This is a genomic window from Saccharothrix mutabilis subsp. mutabilis (assembly GCF_039521145.1).
GTDB lineage: Bacteria > Actinomycetota > Actinomycetes > Mycobacteriales > Pseudonocardiaceae > Actinosynnema > Actinosynnema mutabilis.
Genome location: NZ_BAAABU010000029.1, coordinates 23,405 through 43,620 on the forward strand (window position 1 = coordinate 23,405; position 20,216 = coordinate 43,620).

Sequence of the window (20,216 nt, forward strand, 5' to 3'; positions counted from 1 at the left end):
GGCGCGGCGAGCCTGGTCCACAGTGGACACGGTGCTCCGCGCCCGTTCAGGAGGTGGGAGCGGTGGAACTTCCGGTTGCGCCGCTGGTCGCGGTTCCTGTCGCTGCGGGTGCCGCTCGCGGAGGTCGCCTGACCGGTAATTGACACCTGCTTGTCCACTATTGCTCGCTAAACGTCACCTCTGCTTAACTTCGCGCATCCAGCATCGCCCGCACCGCCCTGCGCTTGGCCGAGGAGATGTGCATGAAGCGTCGTGACCTGCTCAAGGCGGCGGCTGCCGGTTCCGGGCTCGCCCTGCTGCCCGAGAGCCTGCGCCGCGCCCTCGCCGCCGAAGCGCCGACCGGCGGGCTGGAGACCATCGGCCACGTCGTGGTCTTCATGCAGGAGAACCGGTCCCTGGACCACTACTTCGGCACCCTGCGCGGCGTGCGCGGGTTCAACGACCCCACCGCGATCCGCCTCCCCAACGGCAACCCCGTGTTCCGCCAGCCCAACGGCGCCGGGCACGTGCTGCCCTACCGCGTGGACGACGAGTTCATGGCCGGCACCCCGCACGGCTGGTCGGACGGCCACGCCGCCTGGAACAACGGCCGCCACGACCAGTGGGTCCCGCAGAAGGGCGTGCGGACCATGACCTACCTGGACCGCGCCGCGCTGCCGTTCTACCACGCCCTGGCCGACGCCTTCACCATCTGCGACGCCTACCACTGCTCGGAGGCGGGCCCCACCAACCCCAACCGGTTCTACCTGTTCTCCGGCACGATCGGCTACGAACCCGGCACCACCAAACGGGCCATCGGCAACGACAGCTGGCAGAACCCCGGCCACACCGGCTACACGTGGACCAGCTACGCCGAACGCCTCCAGGCCGCCGGCAAGTCGTGGCGGGTCTACCAGGAGTGGGACAACTACGGCGACAACTCGCTCGACTACTTCGCGTCCTTCCTCGCCGTGGGCCGCAAGGCGTTGGCGCCGACCAAGGACTCGGCGGGCAAGCCGTACACCAAGCTGGAGTACTTCTACTACGCGCTGGCCTCGGCGTCGGCGGCCCGGCAGGCCGAGCTGCTCGCCCAGTTGGACCAGGGCCTGGCGACCCTGACCGCCGCCGAGCGCTCCCTCTACGACCGGGGCCTGGCGCGGGAACGGCCGGGGCGGCTGGCGGCGGCGTTCAAGGCCGACGTGGACGCGGGCCGGCTGCCGGCCGTGTCGTGGGTGGTCGCGCCCGAGTCGCAGAGCGAGCACCCCGACTGGGGACCCAACACCGGCGCGGAGCTGGTCAAGCAGGTGCTCGACGCGCTGGCGTCCAAGCCCGAGGTGTGGAACAGGACGGTGTTCCTGCTCAACTACGACGAGAACGACGGGTTCTTCGACCACGTCCCGCAGCCCGCGCCGCCGGTGTCCACTTCGGACGGCCTGTCCACGGTGGCCACCACCGACGAGATCTACCTCAGCGCGCCGATCGGGCTGGGCCAGCGGGTGCCGATGCTGGTCGTGTCGCCGTGGAGCCGTGGCGGCAAGGTGTGCTCGGAGGTGTTCGACCACACGTCGGTGCTGCGGCTGCTGGAGAAGTGGACCGGCGTGGCCGAGCCGAACATCTCGCCGTGGCGGCGGGCGGTGTGCGGGGACCTGACCTCGGCGCTGGACACCACCACGGCCACCGCGCCCTACCCGTCCCTGCCGACGCCCGTGCCCACCGACGGTCCGCGCCCGACCTCGCCGACGCCCCCGGCGGTGCAGGTGATGCCCGTGCAGGAGGCGGGCGTGAAGGTGGCGCGTCCGCTGCCTTACCGCCTGACCGCGTCGGGCCGGGTCACGGCGGACAAGTTCTGGATCGACTTCGCCAACACCGGCACCGCCGGCGCGCACTTCTACGTCTACGCCAACGCTTTCCGCACCGACGGCCCCTGGCGGTACACGGTGGAGGCGGGCAAGACCCTGTCGGACTACTGGCAGGCCGGCACGCCCACCGGCGCCTACGACCTCAACGTGGTCGGGCCGAACGGTTTCCTGCGCCGCTTCGCCGGCAACCGCGCCGCCGCGACCACGGCCGGCAACCCGAACCCCGAGGTGGGGCTGCGCGAGGACGGCGGCCAGGTGTGGCTGACCATGACCAACACCGGCGGCAAGGCGTGCACGCTGACCGTGACCACGGTCAACCGCGGCGGCGGCCCGTGGACCTACACCGTGGACCCCGGCGCGACCAAGGAGGACTGGTTCTCCGTCGGCGGCGGCATGAACGGCTGGTACGACCTCGCGGTGACCGGCCCGGACGGGTTCGCCCGCCGCTTCGCGGGCCACGTCGAGACCGGCGCGGAGAGCACCACCGACCCGGTGCTGGGCTCCGCCCCGCTGCCGCGCACGGTGAGGTTCGTGGACAGCCAGGAGACCTCCGGGGAGAACGGCGCCGGCGCCAACGCCGCCGACGGCAAGCCGAACACCCACTGGCACACCAAGTGGACCGGCACCCCGGACCCGTTGCCGCACGAGATCCACCTCGACCTGGGCACGACGCGCACCCTGACCGGCGTCACGTACCTGCCCCGCCAGGACGGTGGCGCGAACGGCCGGATCGGCCGCTACGAGCTGCACGTCAGCGCGGACGGCGCGAACTGGGGGACGCCGGTGGCGACGGGCGCGTTCGCCGACGACGCCACCCCCAAGACGGTCCGCCTGTGGCCGACCACGACCCGCCACGTCCGCCTGCGCGCCCTGACCGAAGCCGGCGGCCGGGGCCCGTGGACGTCGGCCGCCGAGGTGGTCCCGCTGGGCTGGTGACCGGGCCGGCCGGCCCACCGGGACCGGCCGGCCCGCGGTGCCTCAGCCGACGTAGCCCTGGGTCAGGATGCGGGTCACCGAAGCCTGGTAGGCCGACCGGTCCTCGGGCGCGAGCGTGCCCAGGCCGTCCACGTACCGGTTGAACATGCAGAACGCCGCCGCGATGAGGACCGTGTCGTGGATCTCCACGTCGGTCGCCCCCTCGGCGCGGGCGGCGTCGACCAGCTCGCCGGTCACCTTGCGCCCCGACTCCTGGACCGCTTCGGCGATCCGCAGCAACGCCCGCAGCTTGGCCGGGATGGGGGCCGTCGCCGGGTTCGCGCACACCTGTTCCACCAGGTCCATGCCCTCGTCCAGCTGGGCGGCGGCGAAGGCGGCGTGGGAGTTGTGGCAGAACGTGCACTCGTTCAGGCCCGACACGTGCGCCGCGATCAGCTCGCGCTCGCCCGGCGACAGGCTGTTCGGGGCGCGCAGCAGCACCTCGGCCAGCGCGCCGAGCGCCGCGCCGGTCTCCGGTCGGTACGCCATGAGGCCGATGATGCCCGGCTGCCGGGTCTCGTCCAGACCCAAGTCGATGTGTGCCATGGGGCAACGGTAACGGCGTTCCGGTGCTGAATTGGTGCTCAACCTCCGGTATTGGACCGAACGTTTCAGAACTGCTAGCGTCACGGGCGTGGCCCGACCGAAGAACTTCGACGAGGAGCGCGCCCTGGACGCCGCCATGCGCGCGTTCTGGGTCAACGGCTACCACGCCACCTCCACCCAGGACCTGTGCGACGCCACGGGTTTGGGCCGCAGCAGCATCTACAACACCTTCACCAGCAAGCACGAGCTGTTCACCCGCGCGCTCACCCGCTACCTGGAGGCGATGACCGCCCGTCAGCTCGAAGTCCTGGAGGACTCCGCGAAGTCGCCGCTGGAGCGCATCCGCGCGTTGTTCGACCTGCTCCTGGCCGGGGAGGAGGAGAACCGGCGCGGCGACCGGGGCATCGGCTGCCTGACCGTGAACACGGTCGTGGAGCTGGGCGGCGCCGACCCCGCGACCGCCCGCCTGATCGAGCGCGACCAGGACCGCCGGATGACCGCGCTGCGGGCCGTGATCGCCCGGGGCCAGCGCGACGGCGAGATCCGCGCGACCCGCGACGCCGACCAGTTGGCCCGCTTCCTCAACTCGGTGGTCGCCGGGATCCGGGTCGCGGGGCAGTCCGGCGCGGACCGGGACGTGCTGGCGGGCATCGCCGCGACCGCGCTGGACGCCCTGGTCGCCTGACCGCACACCGACTCCTTCGCGCTGCCCGAATTGTGTACTGATCAATCCAAAATGGGGGACACCGTGCCACGTGCCGTGTACGTCGTCGCCATCGGCGTCTTCGCCATGGTGACCAGCGAGTTCGTCGTCGCCGGCCTGATGCCGCAGATGGCCGCCGGGCTCGACGCCACCATCCCGCAGATCGGCTACCTGATCACCGCGTTCGCCGTCGCGATGACCTTCGGCGGCCCGGTGCTGGCCGTCGCCCTGATGCGGCTGCGCCCGAAGCGGGCGCTCATGGTGCTGTTCGCGGTCTTCGTGCTGGGCAACGCCCTGGCCGCCGCCGCGCCCACCTACGCCGTCATGGTGGTCGCCCGGGTGCTCACCGGCGTCACCACGCAGGCGTTCTTCGGCGTCGCGATCACGTTGTGCTTCCAGCTCACGCGGCCGGAGGTGAGCGGTCGGGCGGTCGCCGTCGCGCTCAACGGCCTGATGCTGGGCACCCTGCTCGGCCTGCCGTTCTCCACCCTGATCGGCGAGCACCACGGCTGGCGCGCCGCGTTCTGGGTGATCACCGGCATCGCCGTGCTGGCGGCGGTCGCGACCGCGCTCGGCGTGCCGGACGTGGACCGCGCCCACGACAGCGGCAACCTCAAGGAGGAGTTGACCGTCTTCCGCAGCCCGAGGCTGTGGCGGGTGCTGTCCACCAGCACGCTGGTGATCGGCGCGACCTTCTCCGCGTTCAGCTACTTCAACCCGATCCTCACCCAGGTCACGGGCTTCGCGACCAGCACGGTGCCGTGGCTGCTCATCGCCTACGGCGCGGCCACGCTGGTCGGCAACACGGTCGTGGGCAGGCTTGCCGACCGCCACACGCTGCCCGTCCTCGTCGTCGGGTTGGCGCTCAACACCGTGTTCCTGGCCGGGTTCGCCCTGCTGGCGGACGCGAAGGCGCCGGCGGTCGCGGCCATGCTGGGGATCGGCCTGGTCGGCGTGACCATGAACCCGGCGATGGCGACCCGCGTGCAGCGGGCCGGCAACGCGCGGTCGCTGGTGAACACCGTGCACACGTCGTTCATCACGCTCGGGATCATCATCGGCTCGTCCGTCGGCGGCCTGCTGATCACGGTGTCCGACCTGCGCGCGCCGCTGTGGCTGGGCGCGGCGATGGCCGTGCTGGGGCTGGTGACCCTGGTCCCGGACCTGCGCGCCGGCCGGCCGGTCGAACGGGACCGGCCGGCCGCCGAGGTCATGGTGTGACCGGGATGTTGGTCAGCCCGACGGTCGCGCGGGTGACCGTGTTGGACGCGTGGACCACGTTGGGCAGGCCGGAGCACTTGGACGTGGACGTGATCCTGATGGCGTACTGGCCGACCCCGCCGAGGTCGGAGCGGTTGCCGCGCCACACGTTCCCGCACCCGTTGGGGGACGACGGCGTGGTGGACGGGTTGTGCGTCTCGTAGCCGTTGGCGAACGTGCCGGGCGAGGTGAAGGCGCCGGTGTTGTCCTCGACGAGGTAGCGCATGCCCTTCACGTCCACCCACGAGTCCGCCGAGTTCTGGCCGGAGATGCCGCGGCCGTCGAAGGTGTTGCCGCGGATCACGCCGTCGGACGTGCCTTCCTTGACGTCGATCGGCTCGGCGGCGACGTTCGGCCCGATCCGGTTGCCCAGCACCTGCACGCGGTCGCTGCGGTCCACACCGCCGGAGTTGCCGTGGCAGGCCCAGTTCGAGCCCGCCGAGCCGATGTAGACGCCCTCGCCGTAACCGGGCTGCACCAGCCCGGTGTCGGTGATGGTGGAGTCGCGGATGACGCTGTCGGCCGAGGACCGGCGGAAGTGCACCGCCTCCTCGTCCACGTGGTGCACCGACACGCCGGAGATGGTGGTGTGGTGGGAGTTGTCGGCGACGATGCCCTTCTTGGACTCCCGCACGGTGAACCCGGTCAGGTTCCAGTGCGGGGCGTCGTGCAGCCACAGGCCGTAGCCGGGGTCCCAGCCCGGGGTGGGGGTGGGGCAGCTCGGCGCGTTGCCGGACGGGCCGTCGTTGACCAGGACGGCGTCGGCCGGGCCGGTGAGCGTGATGGGCGCGGACGCGGTGCCCGGCCGGGTGGCGGCGAACGCGCCGCGGTAGACGCCGGCGGCGAGGCGGATCGTCTGGCCCGGCACGGCGTTGGCCAGCGCCGCCTGGAGTTGCGCGGCGGTGGAGACATCCACTGTGGACCCGTTGGGGGTGCTGGTGGTCGCGGTGGCCGGCGCGCTCGCCGCGGACGTGTTGCCCGCCGCGTCGCGAGCCCTGACGGTGAACGTGTAGGTGGTGCCGGCGGCCAGTCCGGTGACGGTGGCGCTGGTCGTGGTGGCGGTGGCGACCACGGTCGTGCCGTTGAGGACCTGGTAGTCGGTGACGCCCACGTTGTCGGTGGAAGCGTTCCAGGACAGGGAGATCGAGCCGGTCGTGACCCCGGTGGCCGCGAGTCCGCCGGGAGTGGTCGGGACCTGCGTGTCCGGGGCCGGGCCGCCGCCCGAGCAGGGCGCGCCGTTGACGGTGCAGCCGGTGGGCAGACCGGACCCGGCGACGTTGAAGCCGAAGCTCGCCGTGCCGCCGGGCGCGATGCGGCCGTTGTAGGAGGCGTTGGTGAACTTGTAGTGCTGGCCGGAGCGGGTGAGCACCGAACTCCACGAGCTGGACACGCTCGACCCGGCGGGCAGGTCGAACTCGACGGTCCAGCCGGTGCTCTCGGACGTGCCGGTGTTGGTGATCGTGTACTTGCCGCCGTAGCCCGAACTCCACACCGATTCCTGGCTGAACGCGGCGGACAGGCTCGCGGCCTCGGCGGAGGCGCTGGTGGTCGCGGCTATGCAGAACGCGACGGCACCCAGAACCGACAGACGTGTGCGCATGCTGAAGAACCCTTCGCGGGCAAGGGGCTTCGAGTGTCGCGGCTTACACCCGTTGGTCCGGACCTTTATAGGCGGCAGCCCGATCGCGCGTCAACGAAACCCCACCGGCTTTCACGTGCGTGAAAAGGCGGCGGACCCCGGGTTGGCCGAGCAGCACGCCGGTCAGCACGAGCGCGAGACCGGCGAACTGGTGCGCGGTGAGCGGTTCGCCGGCCACGACCATGCCCAGCAGGACGCCGGTGACCGGGTTCAGCAGCCCGATCAGCCCCACCGCGCCCGCGTCGAGGTGCCGCAGACCGGTGAACCACGCCGCGAACGCGACCGCCGTGGCGACCACGGCCACGTAAGCGAACGCGGGGGCGTTCGAGAACGTCACCGGCGGGAGCGGGCCTTCCACGGCCAGCGCGGCGACGAGCAGGACCAGTCCGCCCGCGACGAGTTGCCACGACGTGACCGACAGGACGTTCGCCGTCGCGCCCCACTTCTTGGTCAGCACGTGCCCGAACGCGGACATCAGCATGGCGGCGCCGGCGGCGGCCAGCCCGAGCGGGTCGAACGAGTCGATGCCCGCCGCGAACACCAGGACCACGCCGCCGATCCCCACCACCGCGCCGGCGACGGACAGGACGTGCGGCCGTTCCGCCAGCGCGACCCACGCCAGCGCCATCATCGCCGCCGGGGAGAGCGCCATGACCGTGGCCGCCAGGCTCGTCGGTAGGAGTTGCGCGGAGAGGTAGACCAGGGCGAAGAACGCGCCCATGTTCAGCGTCCCCAGCACGAGCGAGCGCCACCACCAGTCACCGCGCGGTGGTTCGCGGCGCACGGCGAGCAGGAGGAGCCCGGCGGGCAGCGCGCGCAGCGCCGAGCCCCACAGCGGTTGGTCGGCGGGCAGGAAGTGGTGGGTGACGTAGTAGGTCGAGCCCCAGGCGATCGGCGCGACGGCCGTGACGGCCGCCCACCGGGAAGTAGCTTCCACGGAAGACAATATAGCTTCCGTGGAAGGTATAGTGGCGCGGTGACCGATCGCGTGGCCCGCATCCAGGCGGAATGGGCGCGGGAACGCCCCGACGTGGACGTCTCGCCGCAGGCCGTCATCGGCCGCCTGCACCGGCTCGCCGCCGTGCTGACCGAGCAGCTGGCGGTGGTCTACCGGCGGCACGGGCTGGGCGAAGGGGAGTTCGACGTGCTCGCGGCCCTGCGCCGGGCGGGTCCGCCCCACGAGCGCGCGCCGGGCGAGCTGGCCCAGCACACCATGGTCACCACGGGGGCGATCACCAAGCGCATCGACCGGCTCGAACGCGACGGCCTGGTCACGCGCCGGTCCGAGGGGTCCGACGGGCGGCGGCGGGTGGTCGCGCTGACCGAGGCCGGGCTGCGGGTGATCGACACCGCGTTCACCGAGCACATGGCCAACGAGCGGCGGCTGCTGGACCTGGTCGAGCCGCGGGACGCCCGTGCGCTGGAGCGCATCCTGGGGGACTGGCTGCGGCACTTCGAGGGCTGAAGTCCCAGCGCGTGGAAAACCGCCCCCGAGATCGTGAGCCATGCGAATATCCTCCTGACTCTCGGGGGGGGGGGGGGGGGGGGGGGGGGGGGGGGGGGGGGGGGGGGGGGGGGGGAGTGGTCGGTGAGCGTCGCGGTCGACGAGGTGCCCGGTGACCTGCGGATGGCGCGCCGGCTGTGGCCGTTGATGCTGGCCTCCTCGGTGTCGCTGCTGCCGTACACGGTGTTCGGCACGTTCCTGGTCCGCATCGCGCACGACGCCGACACCAGTGCGGCCGTCATGGGCGGCCTGCGCGGGCTCGGCGGCCTCGCCGCGCTCGCGGCTGGCGCGGTGCTCGCGCCGCTGCTGGACCGGGTGGCGCGGCTGCGGGCGGCGGCGCTCGGACTGGTCGCGCTGGCCGTGGCGTCGCTGGTGGGCGCGCTGGGGCAGTTCGCGGCGATGGCGGTGTTCTGCGCCCTGGTCGGCGCGGCGATGGCGGTGGTGCACCCGGCGCTGACCGCGTCGGCGGCCGACCGGTTCGGCGACGGACCGGCCGCCGGGCGCGCCGCGACCCTGGTCACGGCGACCGGCGCGCTCACCGTGATGCTGGCCGCGCCGGTGGTGGCGTTGCCCGCGCTGCTGTGGGGGTGGCGCGGCGACCTGGTGGTGACGGCGGTGCTGGCGCTGGCGTTGGCGGTGGTGTTCTGGGTGCGGCCCGGACGCGTGCTGCCGACCTCGACGCTGGGGTACCTGGCGTCGTACCGGGCGTTGAAGGGCTTGCGGCCGTTGCTGGCGGTGGCGTTGCTGCGGACGGCCGCGTTCATGGGGTACCTGTCCTACCTCGCGGTGATCTACGACGCCCGGTTCGGGTTGTCGCCCAGCGCGTTCGCCCTGGTGTGGACGTTGAGCGGGGGCACGTACTTCTTCGGCAACCTCATCGCCGGGCGGGTCGTCGGGTCGGGGCGCGTGCGGGCGCACCACGTGGTGTTCTGGTCGTTGGCGGTGTCCCTGGTCGCGATCGTGGCGATCTACTTCACGGTCCTGCTGCCGGTGGCCGTGGTGCTGACCGGTGTCCTCGGGTTGTGCCACTCGGCGACGGCGGCGTGCGTGATCACGTTGATGGTCCGGCACAGCGGCGAGGCGCGGGGGACGGCGCTGGGCGTCACGGGGGCGGCGGTCAACCTGGGCACGTTCGCGGGCGCGGCGGCGGGCGGCGTCGGGCTGGGGGTCGCGGGCCTGCCCGGGGCGGCGGCGGTGTTCGGCGGGATCACGCTGCTGTCGCTGGTGCCGGCCGGGATGGTGTGGCGGTCGGAGCGGTCCCGCTAGACGGGCTTGCGCGTCCGGCCGCGCTTGAGTTCGAAGAAGCCGTCGGTGGCGGCGAGCAGGGCGATGCCGTCCCAGAGCCGGCCGGCGGCTTCGCCCCGCGGCGCCGGGCTGAGGACCGGGCCGAAGAAGGCGTTGACCGTGCCGTCGTCGCCGTGGAGGTGCAGGGCGGGGACGCCGAGGTCCTCGGCGAGCGGTTCGAGCGCCTGCCGGTTGGCCGTGCGGAGGAGGTCGTCCAGGTCGGTGCGGTGGGCGGCGTCGGCGAGCGCGCGGGGCAGGCCGACCGCGTCGAGCGCGGCCCGGTTGAGGGCGTCGTCCACGGGGTGCTTGTCGAGGTGGATGCGCGTGCCGAACGCGGTGTAGAGGTCGCGGACCACTCCTTCGCCGTGGGCTTGTTGAGCTGCGGCCACAACCCGGGCGGGTCCCCAGCGCGCGTCGAGCCACCGGCGGTACCAGGGATCGACCTCGCGGCCCTCGTTGTGCAGGGCGAGGCTGAACACGCGGAACCCGACCCGAACCGGGCGTACCCGTTCGACTTCGAGCACCCACCTCGACGCAACCCACGCCCACGGGCACACGGGGTCGAACCAGAGGTCCACTGTCGTCACTTCACTGCTCCTTGCTCGTCGGTGTCCCGACTCTAGGTCAGGATTGGTCCGATCACGGGAGCCAAGTTCGACATGATTCGTTGGGCCACTCAGTCGCCGATCCACTGTGGACACGACTGGACGAAGGCCCGCACCGCCGGGTGCTGCGGGATCGTCTTGGGCCAGGCCACGCAGACCCGGGTCGGGCTCACGCCGGTCACCGGGCGGTAGGTGATGCCGGGGCGGGGGTAGAAGCGGGTGGCTGATTGCGGGGCCAGGGCTATGCCGTAGCCGTTCGCCACCGCTTGCAACCAGGCGTCCGGTTGGTCGGTCACGGCGCCGATCGTGGGTGGCGTGGGGCGGTGGTCGGTGCCCAGCCAGTAGTCGCGCCACTCGCCGGTTTCGGCCGGGGCCGCTACGAACGGTTCGTCCCACAGCTCCTCGAACGCGATGGTGTCCCGGGTCGCGAGGCGGTGGTTGGACGGGAGGACCACGTACCTGGGTTCGGTGAGGAGAACCCGCAGGTGGTACGCGTCCTGGTCGGGGAACGGCAGGCGCAGCAAGGCGACGTCCGCCTCCCCGGTGGACAGGCCGGCCGTCGGCTCCGACCAGGGCGCCTGGCGCATCTCCACCCGCCAACCCGGGCACCGGCGGCCGAACGCCTTGATGATGTCCGGAGTGGCCTCGTTCGCGGCGCTGGCGATGAACCCCACTCGCAGCACCTTCGCCGCCCGGCCGGCGGTGGCCTTAGTGGCACGCAGGACGTCGTCGCACAGGGCCAGCAGGGCGGGGGCCCGGTCGGCCAATGCCCGGCCGGCTTCGGTGAGGGTCATGCCCGCGCGCGAGCGGGTGAACAGCCGCACGGACAGGTCGGTCTCCAAGCGTCGGATCTGCTTGGTCAACGCCGGCTGCGACACGTACAGGCGCTCCGCCGCCCGGGTCAGGCTGCCCTCCTCGGCGACGGCCAGGAAAGCCCGCACCAAGCGCGTGTCCACGTCCATTCCGTCAGGTTATAGAAGCTGCTATTGGACGGTGCCGAGACGGGAGGTGAGGGTGGGGAAGACAAGAAGAGGGGGTTGAACGTGTCTACCGCTTATGTCGTGGTCACGGTCGTGACTGCCGTGGCCAACCTCGCCGCCGCCGGGGTCGATTACGCGCGCAGCCGGTGGGTGCTCGCGAACATGGCCAAGTACGGCCTGCCGGCGTCCTGGATCGTGCCGCTCGGCGTGATCAAGACCGCCGGCGCGCTGGGGCTGCTCGCCGGGCTGGTCGTGCCGTGGCTCGGGGAGGCGGCGGCGGTCGGGCTGGTGCTCTACTTCGTCGGCGCGGTCGGGGTGGTCGCGCGGGCCCGGCAGTGGCGGGACCTGCCCTACCCGGCGGCGTTCCTCGGGCTCGCCGTGGCGTCGCTGGTGCTCGCCTGACGGGCTGTTGGCATACTGCCCCGATGATCGAAACCGCGTCGATGGCAGGTTTCCTTGCCGCGCATGGCATCTGGAGCGTCTCCGAGGGCGAGGCGCTCATCCCGATCTTCGCCTACGAGAACCCGCTGGGTGAACGGTTCCTGGAGCGGATGGTCGCGGACGACATCGCCGAGGGCGCGCGGGCCGCGCAACGGGCGTTGGAGGACAACGAACAAGGCGCCACCCGGGCGGTGATGGTCGTGGACGCCTACGTGCACAAGGAGTCGGGTCCGGTCGACGCGCTGTTGGTCGAGGCCGTCGAGTACGGGCTCGCGCCGCGCTCGCTGACCGTCGCCGTGCTCTACCGGCCGGCCGACCAGCCCGGCGGGTTCGCGGTGTTCAGCCCCGAGTTCCAGGGCTTCGACGGGGACGACGCCGAGTTCGAGCGGGTGGCCGACGCGTTCTTCGCCGGGGTCGAGTCCCACCACGACGCGAGCGAGGTGTGGGCCGCGCACCACGTCCGGACGGTGTGATTCCCGGCCGACGCGGTTACCCCAGTCGTGGGAGGTGACCGACGATGACACGGCACCGGCGCGCCGAGCCCGCCGAACGCGACGACGAACCGGACCTGGTGCGTCAGTACCTGCGGCAGATCTCCGCGACGCCCCTGCTGGACGCCGCGCAGGAGGTCGTCCTGGCCAAGCGCATCGAGGCCGGGGTGTACGCGGAGGGACTCCTCCGCCGCCACGGCGGAGGCGACCGCGCCGGCCGCGACGACCGCGCCGGCCGCGACGACCGCGCCGGCCGCGACGACCGCGACGACCGCGCCAGCCGCGACGACCGCGCCAGCCGCGACGACCGCAACGACCGCCGCGACCTGCCGCCCGGACGCCGCCGCGACCTGGAGGCCCTCGTCCGCGAGGGCCAGGCCGCGATGGACCACATGATCCGCGCCAACCTGCGCCTGGTGGTGTCGGTGGCGAAGAAGCACTACCACCGCGGCCTGCCGCTGCTGGACCTGGTCCAGGAGGGCAACCTGGGGCTGATGCACGCGGTGGAGAAGTTCGACTACGCCAAGGGGTACAAGTTCTCCACCTACGCGACCTGGTGGATCCGGCAGGCCATCGAACGGGCCATCGCCACGCACACCCGCACCGTCCGGCTGCCCGTCCACGTGGTCGAGGAGATCGGCAGGCTGGGCAAGCTGGAGCGCAAGCTGCACCTGAGCCTGGGCCGCGACCCCACCGTCGAGGACCTCGCCGAGGCGGCCGGGATGACCCCCGAACGGGTCGCCGACCTGCGCCGGATCGGCCGAGAGGCGATCAGCCTGGACACCCCGGTCGGCGACGACGGCGAGACCCGCGTCGCCGACCTCATCCAGGACACCGACGTGCTGTCCGCGCCGGAGGTCGCCGAGCACCGGGCCTTGGCCGAGGAGCTGCGGGCCCTGGTGGACACCCTGCCGCCCCGCGAAGCGCTCATCATCACGCTGCGCTACGGCCTGCACGGCGGTGACCCGTGCACACTGCAACAGGTCGCGGACCGCGTCGGCGTCACCCGTGAACGCATCCGCCAGCTCGAACGCCAGGCCATGGCCGCCCTGCGCGCCCCCGAACGGCACGATCCGCTGCTGGCCTGGGCGGGCTAGGTCAGCAGCACAGCCGGGCGAGCGCCCGACGGGCCTCGGCCAGTGACGGGGAGTCACCGCCACGGCGGTCCAACTCCGCCAGGGCCTCCCGGTGCGCGCGGTCCAGGGCTTCGTCGGCGGGCACGGCGATGTCCGGCCGCACCCCGACCAGCTCCCAGTTCGTGCCGGACACGGGGTTGATCGCGCGGGCGGTGGGGATGGTGGCCTCCAGGTGCGGGTGCACCGTGAAGCCCCGGCGCGGGTGCGCGCCGCCGCCGGTGGTCTCGCCGACGATGGTGGCGCGCTTGAGCTGTTGCAGGTCGTACGACAGCTCCTCGGCCGCCGAGAACGTCGCCGCGCTGGTCAGCACGTACACCGGCTTCGCGGGGTCGAACCGGGCCCCCGGCACCACCGGTGAACTCCAGAACTGGTGGTAGGACTCGTCCTCGCGGTGGTACATGGTGTTCAGGTGCGTCGGCTCGGCCAGCAGGTGGCCGCACACCAGGGCCACGGTGTGCGGGTCGCCGCCGCGGTTGCGCCGCAGGTCGATGATGAGCGCCTCCGCCCGCGAGACCAGCGTGAACGCGGCGGCCACCACGTCCGCGCACATCCCGACCGGGAACAGGTACGGCGCCAGTTCCAGGTGCGCCACGCCGCCGGTCAGCCGCCGCAGGCCCGGCACGCCGCCCATGGCCAGGTCGAACTCGCGGCGGATCTGGTGTTCGGAGGCCGCGTCGTCGCCCTCGGGCACCTCGTCGACGTGGTGTTTGAGCCGCAGGTGCCGGTCCCCGTTGACCGACTGGAGGTCTTCGGTGACGAGCTTGCCCAGCTCCTCGGGCGTCGTCGCGGTGGCGTAGTGGTCGGTGCGGCCGGCCAGGAAGGCGTCGAGCTGCGCGGCGACGTCGGGGAAGACGTAGTGCTCGACCAGCAGTTCACGGGTCCGGGTGACGATCGAGGTGGTGTCCATGGCGGGGAGTAGACCAGCGGGCTTGCGAAAGCGTCAAGAGAGTTAGACACTTTCTCCCGTGGACGACTGGTTGGAGATCGGCAGCCCCGAGCAGTTCAAGGCGCTGTCCCACCCGCTGCGCCAACGCCTGCTCTTCGCGCTGGGCCGCGAACCCGCGACGATCAGCCAACTCGCCGTGTCGCTGGACGCGCGGAAGGGCAACGTCGGCCACCACCTGAAGGTGCTGCGCGAGGCCGGACTGGTGCGCGTGGTCGAGACGCGGAAGGTGCGCGGCGGGACCGAGCAGTACTACCAGCGCGCGGCGAAGCGCATGTCCTACACCACTTCGCCGGTCGAGCACACGCAGGCGGTCTTCGGCGCGGTCGCGGAGGAGGTGTCGCGGGCGGCGGAGCAGCCGCTGGTCGTCCTGCGCCACCTGCGGCTGACCCCGGAGGTCGCGGCGCGGATGGCCGAGGTGTTGCGGGACGTGGTGGACGGGGCACAGGACGCGGGGGAGGGCGAGGCCGTGCACGGCGTGCTGGTCGCCCTGTACCGCCAGCCCGGTGTCACGCCGGGCGGCTGAGCTGGGCCAGGAACTCGGCGTTGGTGCGGGTCTTGCGCAGGCCGTCGAGCAGGACGTCCATCGCGTCGCGGCCCTCCAGCACGCGGCGCAGGGTGCGGGTCACGGCCAGTTCCTGCGGGGACAGCAGGAGTTCGTCCTTGCGCGTGCTGGACTGGTCGACGTCCACCGCGGGGAACACGCGGCGCGCGGCGGTCTTGCGGTCCAGCTTCAGCTCCGCGTTGCCGGTGCCCTTGTACTCCTCGAAGATCACCGTGTCGCCCGCCGACCCGGTCTCCACCAACGCGGTCGCGAAGATGGTCAGCGAGCCGCCGCCCTCGATGTTGCGGGCCGCGCCGAGGAACCGCTTGGGCGGGGTCAGGGCGCTGGAGCTGATGCCGCCGGTGAGGATGCGGTCGTGCGACGGGGCGGCGAGGTTGTAGGCGCGGCCCAGGCGGGTCAGCGAGTCGAGCAGCACCACGACGTCCCGGCCGGCTTCGACCAGCCGCTTCGCGCGTTCGATCGCGAGTTCGGCGGACGCGATGTGCTCGGCGGGCGCGCAGTCGAACGTGGACGCCACCACCTCGCCGGGCACCGACCGCTGGATGTCGGTCACCTCCTCGGGCCGTTCGCCGACGAGCACGACGATCAGGTGGCACTCCGGGTTGTTGCGGCTGATGGCGCGCGCGATCGCTTGCAGCACAGAGGTCTTGCCCGCCTTCGGCGGTGCGACGACGAGGGCGCGCTGGCCCTTGCCGACCGGCATCACCAGGTCGATCACGCGGGTCGTGAGGTCGTGCGGGTCGTGCTCCAGGCGCAGCCGCTCGGTCGGGTGCAGCGGCACCAGGTCGGCGAAACCGGGGCGGCGCAACGCCTTCGCGGGGTCCTCGCCGTTGACCGAGTCGACCTCGACCAGCGGCGGGAGCTTCTGCCTGCCGGTGGGCGCGCCGGCCGCGCCGGTCACCAGGTCGCCGCGGCGCAGGCCGTGGCGGCGCAGCAACGCCTGCGGGACGACCACGTCCGCGGGGCCGGGCGTGTACCCGGTCGTGCGCAGGTAGGCGGTGTCGTGGTGGATGTCGAGCACGCCGGCGACGGGCGTCCGCGGCTCGGTTTCGTGTTTGCGGGTAAGGGTTGCGGTCATGGTTGAGTGTCCTTTCCGGACAGATGCGCGCACTGCGGCGCGGAGGTGGAGGCGAACCGTGCTGTGCAGGGCCACGCTGTGGAGGTTCACGCTGTGGGAACCGCACTGTGGGGAACCGCACCGGGGGTTCGAGCCTTGGTGGAGATCGTCCCGCGGGAGGCTGGGCCAACATCCGCTGGGTGGACCTCCCCACCGTACCGCACGGTCCGCGCGCCGGCAACATCGGTTACCGTTCCGCACCGTGAGGACCCCCGACGCGTGGAGCCACTGGCGCCGACCCGGGCCGACCGCCGCGCAGCGCCGCCACGACGTGTGGCTGGCCGTCGCCGTGCTGGTCGGCGCGGGCGCGGTGACCCTGCTGGTGCGCAGCATGGGCGCGTACGCGCAGAACGTGACGGGCCCCTCCCTGGTCGAGCACCTGCTGTGGGGCGCGGCGGTCAGCCTGCCCCTGGCGGTGCGGCGGCGGTTCCCGATGACGGTGCTGCTGGCGGTCAGCGTGGCGTTCCTCGCGGGGCAGTCCCGGCAGGTCGCGGACAACCTGGTGCCGTCCATCGCCCTGTTCACCGCGATCTACACGGTCGGCGCGTGGAGCCAGGACCGCGGGCGGGCACGGGTGGCGCGCGTCGGCGTCATCGTCGTCATGTTCGGGTGGCTCGGGTTCAACCTGGCGCGGTTCATGCTGCGGCCGGAGCCGCCGCCGTTCGAGGGCGCGGTCGGGCCGCTGGACCCGGTGCTGGCCTCGGTGCTCTACGGGGTCGCGTTCAACGTGCTGTTCTTCCTGTCCGCCTACTACTTCGGCGGCACGGCGTGGCTGTCCGCGCGGCGCAAGGAGGAGTTGGAGCACCGGGCGGAGGAGCTGCGGCGGTCGCAGGAGCAGAACATGCGCGGCGCGGTCGTCGCCGAACGCGTGCGCATCGCCCGCGACCTGCACGACGTGGTGGCGCACCACGTGTCGGTGATGGGCGTGCAGGCGGGCGCGGCGCGGCGGGTGCTGGACCGGGACGTCGAGCTGGCCCGCTCGACGCTGCGCACCGTGGAGGACACCGCCCGGACCGCCATCGGGGAGCTGCGCGGGCTGCTGGGCGTGCTGCGGGCCGAACCGGCGGAGCCGGCGCTGGGCGAACCCGTCGCCCAGACCTCCTCGCCGGGCCTGGACCAGGTGCCGGAGCTGGTGGAGCTGGCCCGCTCGGCGGGGCTGACGGTGGCGCACGGCACGTACGGGGACCCGCGGCCGGTGCCGGAGGGCGTGGCGCTGTCGGCGTACCGGATCGTGCAGGAGGCGTTGACCAACGTGGTGAAGCACGCGGGGGCGGGCGCCGCGGACGTGCGGGTGCGGTTCCTGGAGAAGGAGCTGGAGGTCGAGGTGACCGACGACGGCCGGGGCGCCCCGACGGCCGGGGGCGGGGGTTTCGGGTTGGTGGGCATGCGGGAGCGGGTCGCCGTGCACGGCGGGACGCTGGAGGTGGGACCGCGCCGCGACGGCGGGTACCTGGTGCGGGCGAGGTTCCCGGCATGACGGTGCGCGTGGTGCTGGTGGACGACCAGGACCTGGTGCGGGCGGGGTTCCGGGTCATCCTCGGGACGGAGGAGGGCGTCGAGGTCGTCGGCGAGGCGCGCGACGGCCTGGAGGCGGTCGAGGTGGTCGGGCGGCTGCGGCCGGACGTGGTGCTGATGGACGTCCAGATGCCCGGCGTGGACGGCTTGGAGGCCACCCGGCGCATCCTGGGTCCCAGCGGGGCGGACAGCCCGATCAGGGTCGTGATCCTGACGACGTTCGACCGCGAGGACTACCTGTTCGAGGCGCTGCGGGCGGGGGCCAGCGGGTTCCTGCTGAAGAACTCCTCGCCCGAGGACCTGGTGGACGCCGTGCGCGTGGTGGCGCGGGGCGACGCCCTGCTCTCGCCGGAGGTGACGCGCCGGGTGATCGCCCGGTTCACCGCGCCGTCGGTCGCCACGCCCACCGCCCGGCCGTCGGCGTTGACCGACCGCGAGTTCGAGGTGCTGGTGCACCTGGCGCGCGGCGCGAGCAACGCCGAGATCGCGGCGGCGCTGTACCTGGGGGAGACGACGGTGAAGACGCACGTGTCGCGCATCCTGGCCAAGCTGGGGCTGCGGGACCGCACGCACGCCGTGGTGTTCGCCTACGAGCACGGGATCGTCGCGCCCGGCCAGGCGTGAGCGGGGTCCTCCTCGCGGAGGACCCCCGGAGTCGATCTCGCGCCGGACGTGCGGCGGCGGCGCGCCGCCTAGCGTTGCGGTCATGTTGACAGTGACGTCGATCAGCCGGAGCTTCGGCGATCACCGGGTCCTCGACGACGTGTCGTTCGAGGTCCGTCCCGGGCGGATGACCGGGTTCCTGGGGGCGAACGGGTCCGGCAAGACCACCACCATGCGCATCGTGCTCGGGGTGCTCGCCGCGCACGGTGGCGCGGTCCGCTGGGACGGCGCGCCGGTGACCGGCGAGGTGCGGCAGCGGTTCGGGTACATGCCCGAGGAGCGCGGCCTCTACCCGAAGATGGGCGTGGCCGAGCAGATCGCGTGGCTGGGGCAGTTGCACGGGCTCGACCAGGCCGCCGCGCGCCGCAACACCGCGCGCCTGCTGGAGCAGTTGGAACTCGACGGGCGGGCCAAGGACAGGCTGGAGGAGCTGTCGCTGGGCAACCAGCAACGCGCGCAGGTCGCCGCCGCGCTGGTGCACGACCCGGTGCTGCTGATCCTGGACGAGCCGTTCTCCGGCCTGGACCCGATCGCCGTGGAGACCGTGCTGGGCGTGCTGCGCGAGCGCGCGGCGGGCGGGGTGCCGGTGCTGTTCTCCAGCCACCAGCTCTCGGTGGTGGAACGGCTGTGCGACGACGTGGTGATCATCTCCGGCGGCCGGATCGCCGCCGCGGGCGACCGCGACGAGCTGCGCTCCCGGTACGGGACCACGCGGTTCGAGGTCGTGGTCGCCGGGGACGCCGGCTGGGTGCGGGACGTGCCCGGGGTGCGCGTGGTGGACGTGGACGGGCCGCGAGCGGTGTTCGAGGTCGACGACGAGGGCGCGGACCAGGTCGTGCTGGAAGCCGCGCTGCGCAAGGGAACGGTCCGCAGCTTCACCCCCGTCGTGCCCACGCTCGAAGAGATCTTCATGGAGGCGATCTGATGGACCGGCGGCGGTTCGTGAGCGCGACGCGGCTGGTGGCCGAGCGCGAGGTCAAGACCCTGGTGCGCACCAAGGGTTTCTGGATCGGCTTCGCGGTGATCGTGCTGGGGTTGTTCGCGATGTCGATCCTGCCGACGGTGTTCGGCGGCGACCGGACGAAGGTCGCGGCCGTGGGCACGGCGGCGACGGAGGCGTTGGCGGGCAGTGACCTGGACGTGCGGACGGTGTCCGATGTGGACGCCGCTTCGGCCCTGGTGCGGTCGGAGGAGGTGGAGGCGGCGGTCGTGCCGTCGGGCGACGGCGTGAAGGTGCTGGCGCTGGACGACCCGCCGACCGACGTGGTGGCCGCGCTGCGCACCGCGCCCCGGGTCGAGCTGCTCGACCCTCAAGCGGTGGGGCAGGGGCAGAAGACGGTCACGGTCATGGTGTTCGCGGTGGTGTTCCTGATCTTCGGCATGGGCGGCGCGGCGATCGCGACCAGCACGGTGGTGGAGAAGCAGACCCGGATCGTGGAGATCCTGGTGGCCACGGTGCCGGTGCGGGCGTTGCTGGCGGGCAAGATCGTGGGGCACACGGTGTTGACGCTCGCGCAGGCGGTGGTGCTGGCCGTGCTGGCGCCGATCGCGTTGCGGTTGGGCGGGCACCAGGAGTTGTTGGCGGTGGTGGCGCCGGCGCTGGGGTGGTTCGTGCCGTTCCTGGTGCTGGGGTTCCTGCTGCTGGCCGGGATGTGGGCGGTCGCCGGGTCGGTGGTCAGCCGGCAGGAGGACCTGGGTTCCAGCATGGGGTTGGTGGTGATGTTGGTGATCGGACCGTACTTCGGGGTGATGACCTTCTCCGACGACGCGACCGTGATGCACGTGCTGTCGTACGTGCCGTTCACGTCGGCGATCGCGATGCCGGTGCGGATGTTCGCGCAGCAGGCGGCGGCGTGGGAGGCGTTGCTGGCGATGGGGTTGCTGGCGGGGACGGTGGTGCTGGTCGTGCTGCTGGCGAGCCGGATCTACTCGGGCTCCCTGCTGCACACCGGCGGCAAGCTCGCGCTGAAGAAGGCGTGGGCGCGGGAGGAGTAGGCGGGTCGCTGCGTGT

The 20,216-nt window shown here is 72.5% G+C and carries 19 protein-coding genes and 1 pseudogene; 13 read left to right on the top strand and 7 right to left on the bottom strand.

Annotation, left to right across the window (positions count from 1 at the left end; genetic code table 11):
- Window positions 1-242 precede the first annotated feature (242 nt).
- Entirely contained in the window at window positions 243-2,774 is a 2,532-nt protein-coding gene (locus tag ABD126_RS35110) for a phosphocholine-specific phospholipase C (RefSeq protein ID WP_343939269.1), read from the top strand.
- 42 nt (window positions 2,775-2,816) lie between these two features.
- Here the strand turns inward: ABD126_RS35110 and ABD126_RS35115 are convergent, their stop codons facing one another.
- Entirely contained in the window at window positions 2,817-3,359 is a 543-nt protein-coding gene (locus ABD126_RS35115; RefSeq protein ID WP_343939271.1) for a carboxymuconolactone decarboxylase family protein, read from the bottom strand.
- An 88-nt stretch (window positions 3,360-3,447) separates the two neighbouring features.
- Here ABD126_RS35115 and ABD126_RS35120 point away from each other — a divergent pair, with 88 nt between their 5' ends.
- Window positions 3,448-4,044 carry a TetR/AcrR family transcriptional regulator gene (locus ABD126_RS35120; protein ID WP_343939273.1) on the top strand — a complete coding sequence of 199 codons (597 nt, stop codon included), beginning with the start codon at window positions 3,448-3,450 and terminating at the stop codon, window positions 4,042-4,044.
- 63 nt (window positions 4,045-4,107) lie between these two features.
- The gene (locus ABD126_RS35125) at window positions 4,108-5,283 is read left to right on the top strand and encodes an MFS transporter (RefSeq protein WP_343939274.1); all 1,176 of its coding nucleotides are present in this window, start codon (window positions 4,108-4,110) and stop codon (window positions 5,281-5,283) included.
- On the opposite strand, the gene ABD126_RS35130 is transcribed toward ABD126_RS35125, so the two are convergent.
- Both ABD126_RS35130 and ABD126_RS35135 read right to left on the bottom strand, forming a co-directional pair.
- Entirely contained in the window at window positions 5,273-6,922 is a 1,650-nt protein-coding gene (locus tag ABD126_RS35130) for a cellulose binding domain-containing protein (RefSeq protein ID WP_343939276.1), read from the bottom strand. The genes ABD126_RS35125 and ABD126_RS35130 overlap by 11 nt on opposite strands.
- Window positions 6,923-6,965: 43 nt before the next feature.
- Window positions 6,966-7,898: a DMT family transporter gene (locus ABD126_RS35135; RefSeq protein WP_343939278.1), complete on the bottom strand. Its 933-nt coding sequence runs from the start codon at window positions 7,896-7,898 to the stop codon at window positions 6,966-6,968.
- A gap of 39 nt (window positions 7,899-7,937) precedes the next feature.
- Between ABD126_RS35135 and ABD126_RS35140 the strand changes: the two genes are divergently transcribed.
- Both ABD126_RS35140 and ABD126_RS35145 read left to right on the top strand, forming a co-directional pair.
- On the top strand, window positions 7,938-8,426 hold the full coding sequence (locus ABD126_RS35140) for a MarR family winged helix-turn-helix transcriptional regulator (protein ID WP_343939280.1): 489 nt from the start codon (window positions 7,938-7,940) through the stop codon (window positions 8,424-8,426).
- 123 nt (window positions 8,427-8,549) lie between these two features.
- Entirely contained in the window at window positions 8,550-9,731 is a 1,182-nt protein-coding gene (locus tag ABD126_RS35145) for an MFS transporter (protein WP_343939282.1), read from the top strand.
- Here ABD126_RS35145 and ABD126_RS35150 read toward each other — a convergent pair.
- Together ABD126_RS35150 and ABD126_RS35155 are read right to left on the bottom strand one after the other, a co-directional pair.
- A complete protein-coding gene (locus ABD126_RS35150) occupies window positions 9,728-10,336 on the bottom strand; it encodes a mycothiol-dependent nitroreductase Rv2466c family protein (RefSeq protein WP_343939284.1) in 609 nt (202 codons plus the stop codon). The genes ABD126_RS35145 and ABD126_RS35150 overlap by 4 nt on opposite strands.
- 89 nt (window positions 10,337-10,425) lie before the next feature.
- Window positions 10,426-11,316 carry a LysR family transcriptional regulator gene (locus tag ABD126_RS35155; protein WP_343939286.1) on the bottom strand — a complete coding sequence of 297 codons (891 nt, stop codon included), beginning with the start codon at window positions 11,314-11,316 and terminating at the stop codon, window positions 10,426-10,428.
- Window positions 11,317-11,415: 99 nt separating this feature from the next.
- Here ABD126_RS35155 and ABD126_RS35160 point away from each other — a divergent pair, with 99 nt between their 5' ends.
- The 3 genes from ABD126_RS35160 to ABD126_RS35170 are packed head-to-tail and all read left to right on the top strand — an operon-like array spanning window position 11,416 to window position 13,363.
- Window positions 11,416-11,736, top strand: a complete 321-nt coding sequence (locus ABD126_RS35160; RefSeq protein ID WP_343939288.1) for a DoxX family protein — start codon at window positions 11,416-11,418, stop codon at window positions 11,734-11,736.
- Window positions 11,737-11,759: 23 nt separating this feature from the next.
- A complete protein-coding gene (locus ABD126_RS35165) occupies window positions 11,760-12,248 on the top strand; it encodes a hypothetical protein (protein ID WP_343939290.1) in 489 nt (162 codons plus the stop codon).
- 44 nt (window positions 12,249-12,292) lie between these two features.
- Window positions 12,293-13,363, top strand: coding sequence for a sigma-70 family RNA polymerase sigma factor (locus ABD126_RS35170; RefSeq protein WP_343939292.1), 1,071 nt, complete (start codon window positions 12,293-12,295; stop codon window positions 13,361-13,363).
- A gap of 1 nt (window position 13,364) precedes the next feature.
- Here the strand turns inward: ABD126_RS35170 and ABD126_RS35175 are convergent, their stop codons facing one another.
- Window positions 13,365-14,309 carry a S41 family peptidase gene (locus ABD126_RS35175; protein WP_343939295.1) on the bottom strand — a complete coding sequence of 315 codons (945 nt, stop codon included), beginning with the start codon at window positions 14,307-14,309 and terminating at the stop codon, window positions 13,365-13,367.
- 58 nt (window positions 14,310-14,367) lie between these two features.
- On the opposite strand from ABD126_RS35175, the gene ABD126_RS35180 reads away from it, so the two are divergent.
- A complete protein-coding gene (locus ABD126_RS35180; RefSeq protein WP_343939297.1) occupies window positions 14,368-14,871 on the top strand; it encodes an ArsR/SmtB family transcription factor in 504 nt (167 codons plus the stop codon).
- Here ABD126_RS35180 and rho read toward each other — a convergent pair.
- A pseudogene (gene rho, locus ABD126_RS35185) lies at window positions 14,855-15,973 on the bottom strand (transcription termination factor Rho); the annotation flags it as partial. The gene ABD126_RS35180 and the pseudogene rho overlap by 17 nt on opposite strands.
- Window positions 15,974-16,229: 256 nt before the next feature.
- Here rho and ABD126_RS35190 point away from each other — a divergent pair.
- The 4 genes from ABD126_RS35190 (at window position 16,230) to ABD126_RS35205 (ending at window position 20,200) form a co-directional block, all read left to right on the top strand.
- Window positions 16,230-17,504, top strand: coding sequence for a sensor histidine kinase (locus tag ABD126_RS35190; RefSeq protein WP_343939301.1), 1,275 nt, complete (start codon window positions 16,230-16,232; stop codon window positions 17,502-17,504).
- On the top strand, window positions 17,501-18,166 hold the full coding sequence (locus ABD126_RS35195) for a response regulator (protein ID WP_343939303.1): 666 nt from the start codon (window positions 17,501-17,503) through the stop codon (window positions 18,164-18,166). The genes ABD126_RS35190 and ABD126_RS35195 overlap by 4 nt, the downstream gene beginning before the upstream one ends.
- A gap of 82 nt (window positions 18,167-18,248) precedes the next feature.
- Entirely contained in the window at window positions 18,249-19,130 is an 882-nt protein-coding gene (locus tag ABD126_RS35200) for an ABC transporter ATP-binding protein (protein ID WP_343939305.1), read from the top strand.
- Window positions 19,130-20,200: an ABC transporter permease gene (locus ABD126_RS35205; protein ID WP_343939307.1), complete on the top strand. Its 1,071-nt coding sequence runs from the start codon at window positions 19,130-19,132 to the stop codon at window positions 20,198-20,200. The genes ABD126_RS35200 and ABD126_RS35205 overlap by 1 nt, the downstream gene beginning before the upstream one ends.
- Window positions 20,201-20,216 lie beyond the last annotated feature (16 nt).

Coding starts and splice junctions, on each gene's coding strand:
- ABD126_RS35110 (WP_343939269.1), top strand. CDS start 243: ATGAAGCGTCGTGACCTGCTCAAGGCGGCGGCTGCCGGTTCCGGGCTC.
- ABD126_RS35115 (WP_343939271.1), bottom strand. CDS start 3,359: ATGGCACACATCGACTTGGGTCTGGACGAGACCCGGCAGCCGGGCATC.
- ABD126_RS35130 (WP_343939276.1), bottom strand. CDS start 6,922: ATGCGCACACGTCTGTCGGTTCTGGGTGCCGTCGCGTTCTGCATAGCC.
- ABD126_RS35155 (WP_343939286.1), bottom strand. CDS start 11,316: ATGGACGTGGACACGCGCTTGGTGCGGGCTTTCCTGGCCGTCGCCGAG.
- ABD126_RS35165 (WP_343939290.1), top strand. CDS start 11,760: ATGATCGAAACCGCGTCGATGGCAGGTTTCCTTGCCGCGCATGGCATC.
- ABD126_RS35170 (WP_343939292.1), top strand. CDS start 12,293: ATGACACGGCACCGGCGCGCCGAGCCCGCCGAACGCGACGACGAACCG.
- ABD126_RS35175 (WP_343939295.1), bottom strand. CDS start 14,309: ATGGACACCACCTCGATCGTCACCCGGACCCGTGAACTGCTGGTCGAG.
- ABD126_RS35195 (WP_343939303.1), top strand. CDS start 17,501: ATGACGGTGCGCGTGGTGCTGGTGGACGACCAGGACCTGGTGCGGGCG.
- ABD126_RS35200 (WP_343939305.1), top strand. CDS start 18,249: ATGTTGACAGTGACGTCGATCAGCCGGAGCTTCGGCGATCACCGGGTC.
- ABD126_RS35205 (WP_343939307.1), top strand. CDS start 19,130: ATGGACCGGCGGCGGTTCGTGAGCGCGACGCGGCTGGTGGCCGAGCGC.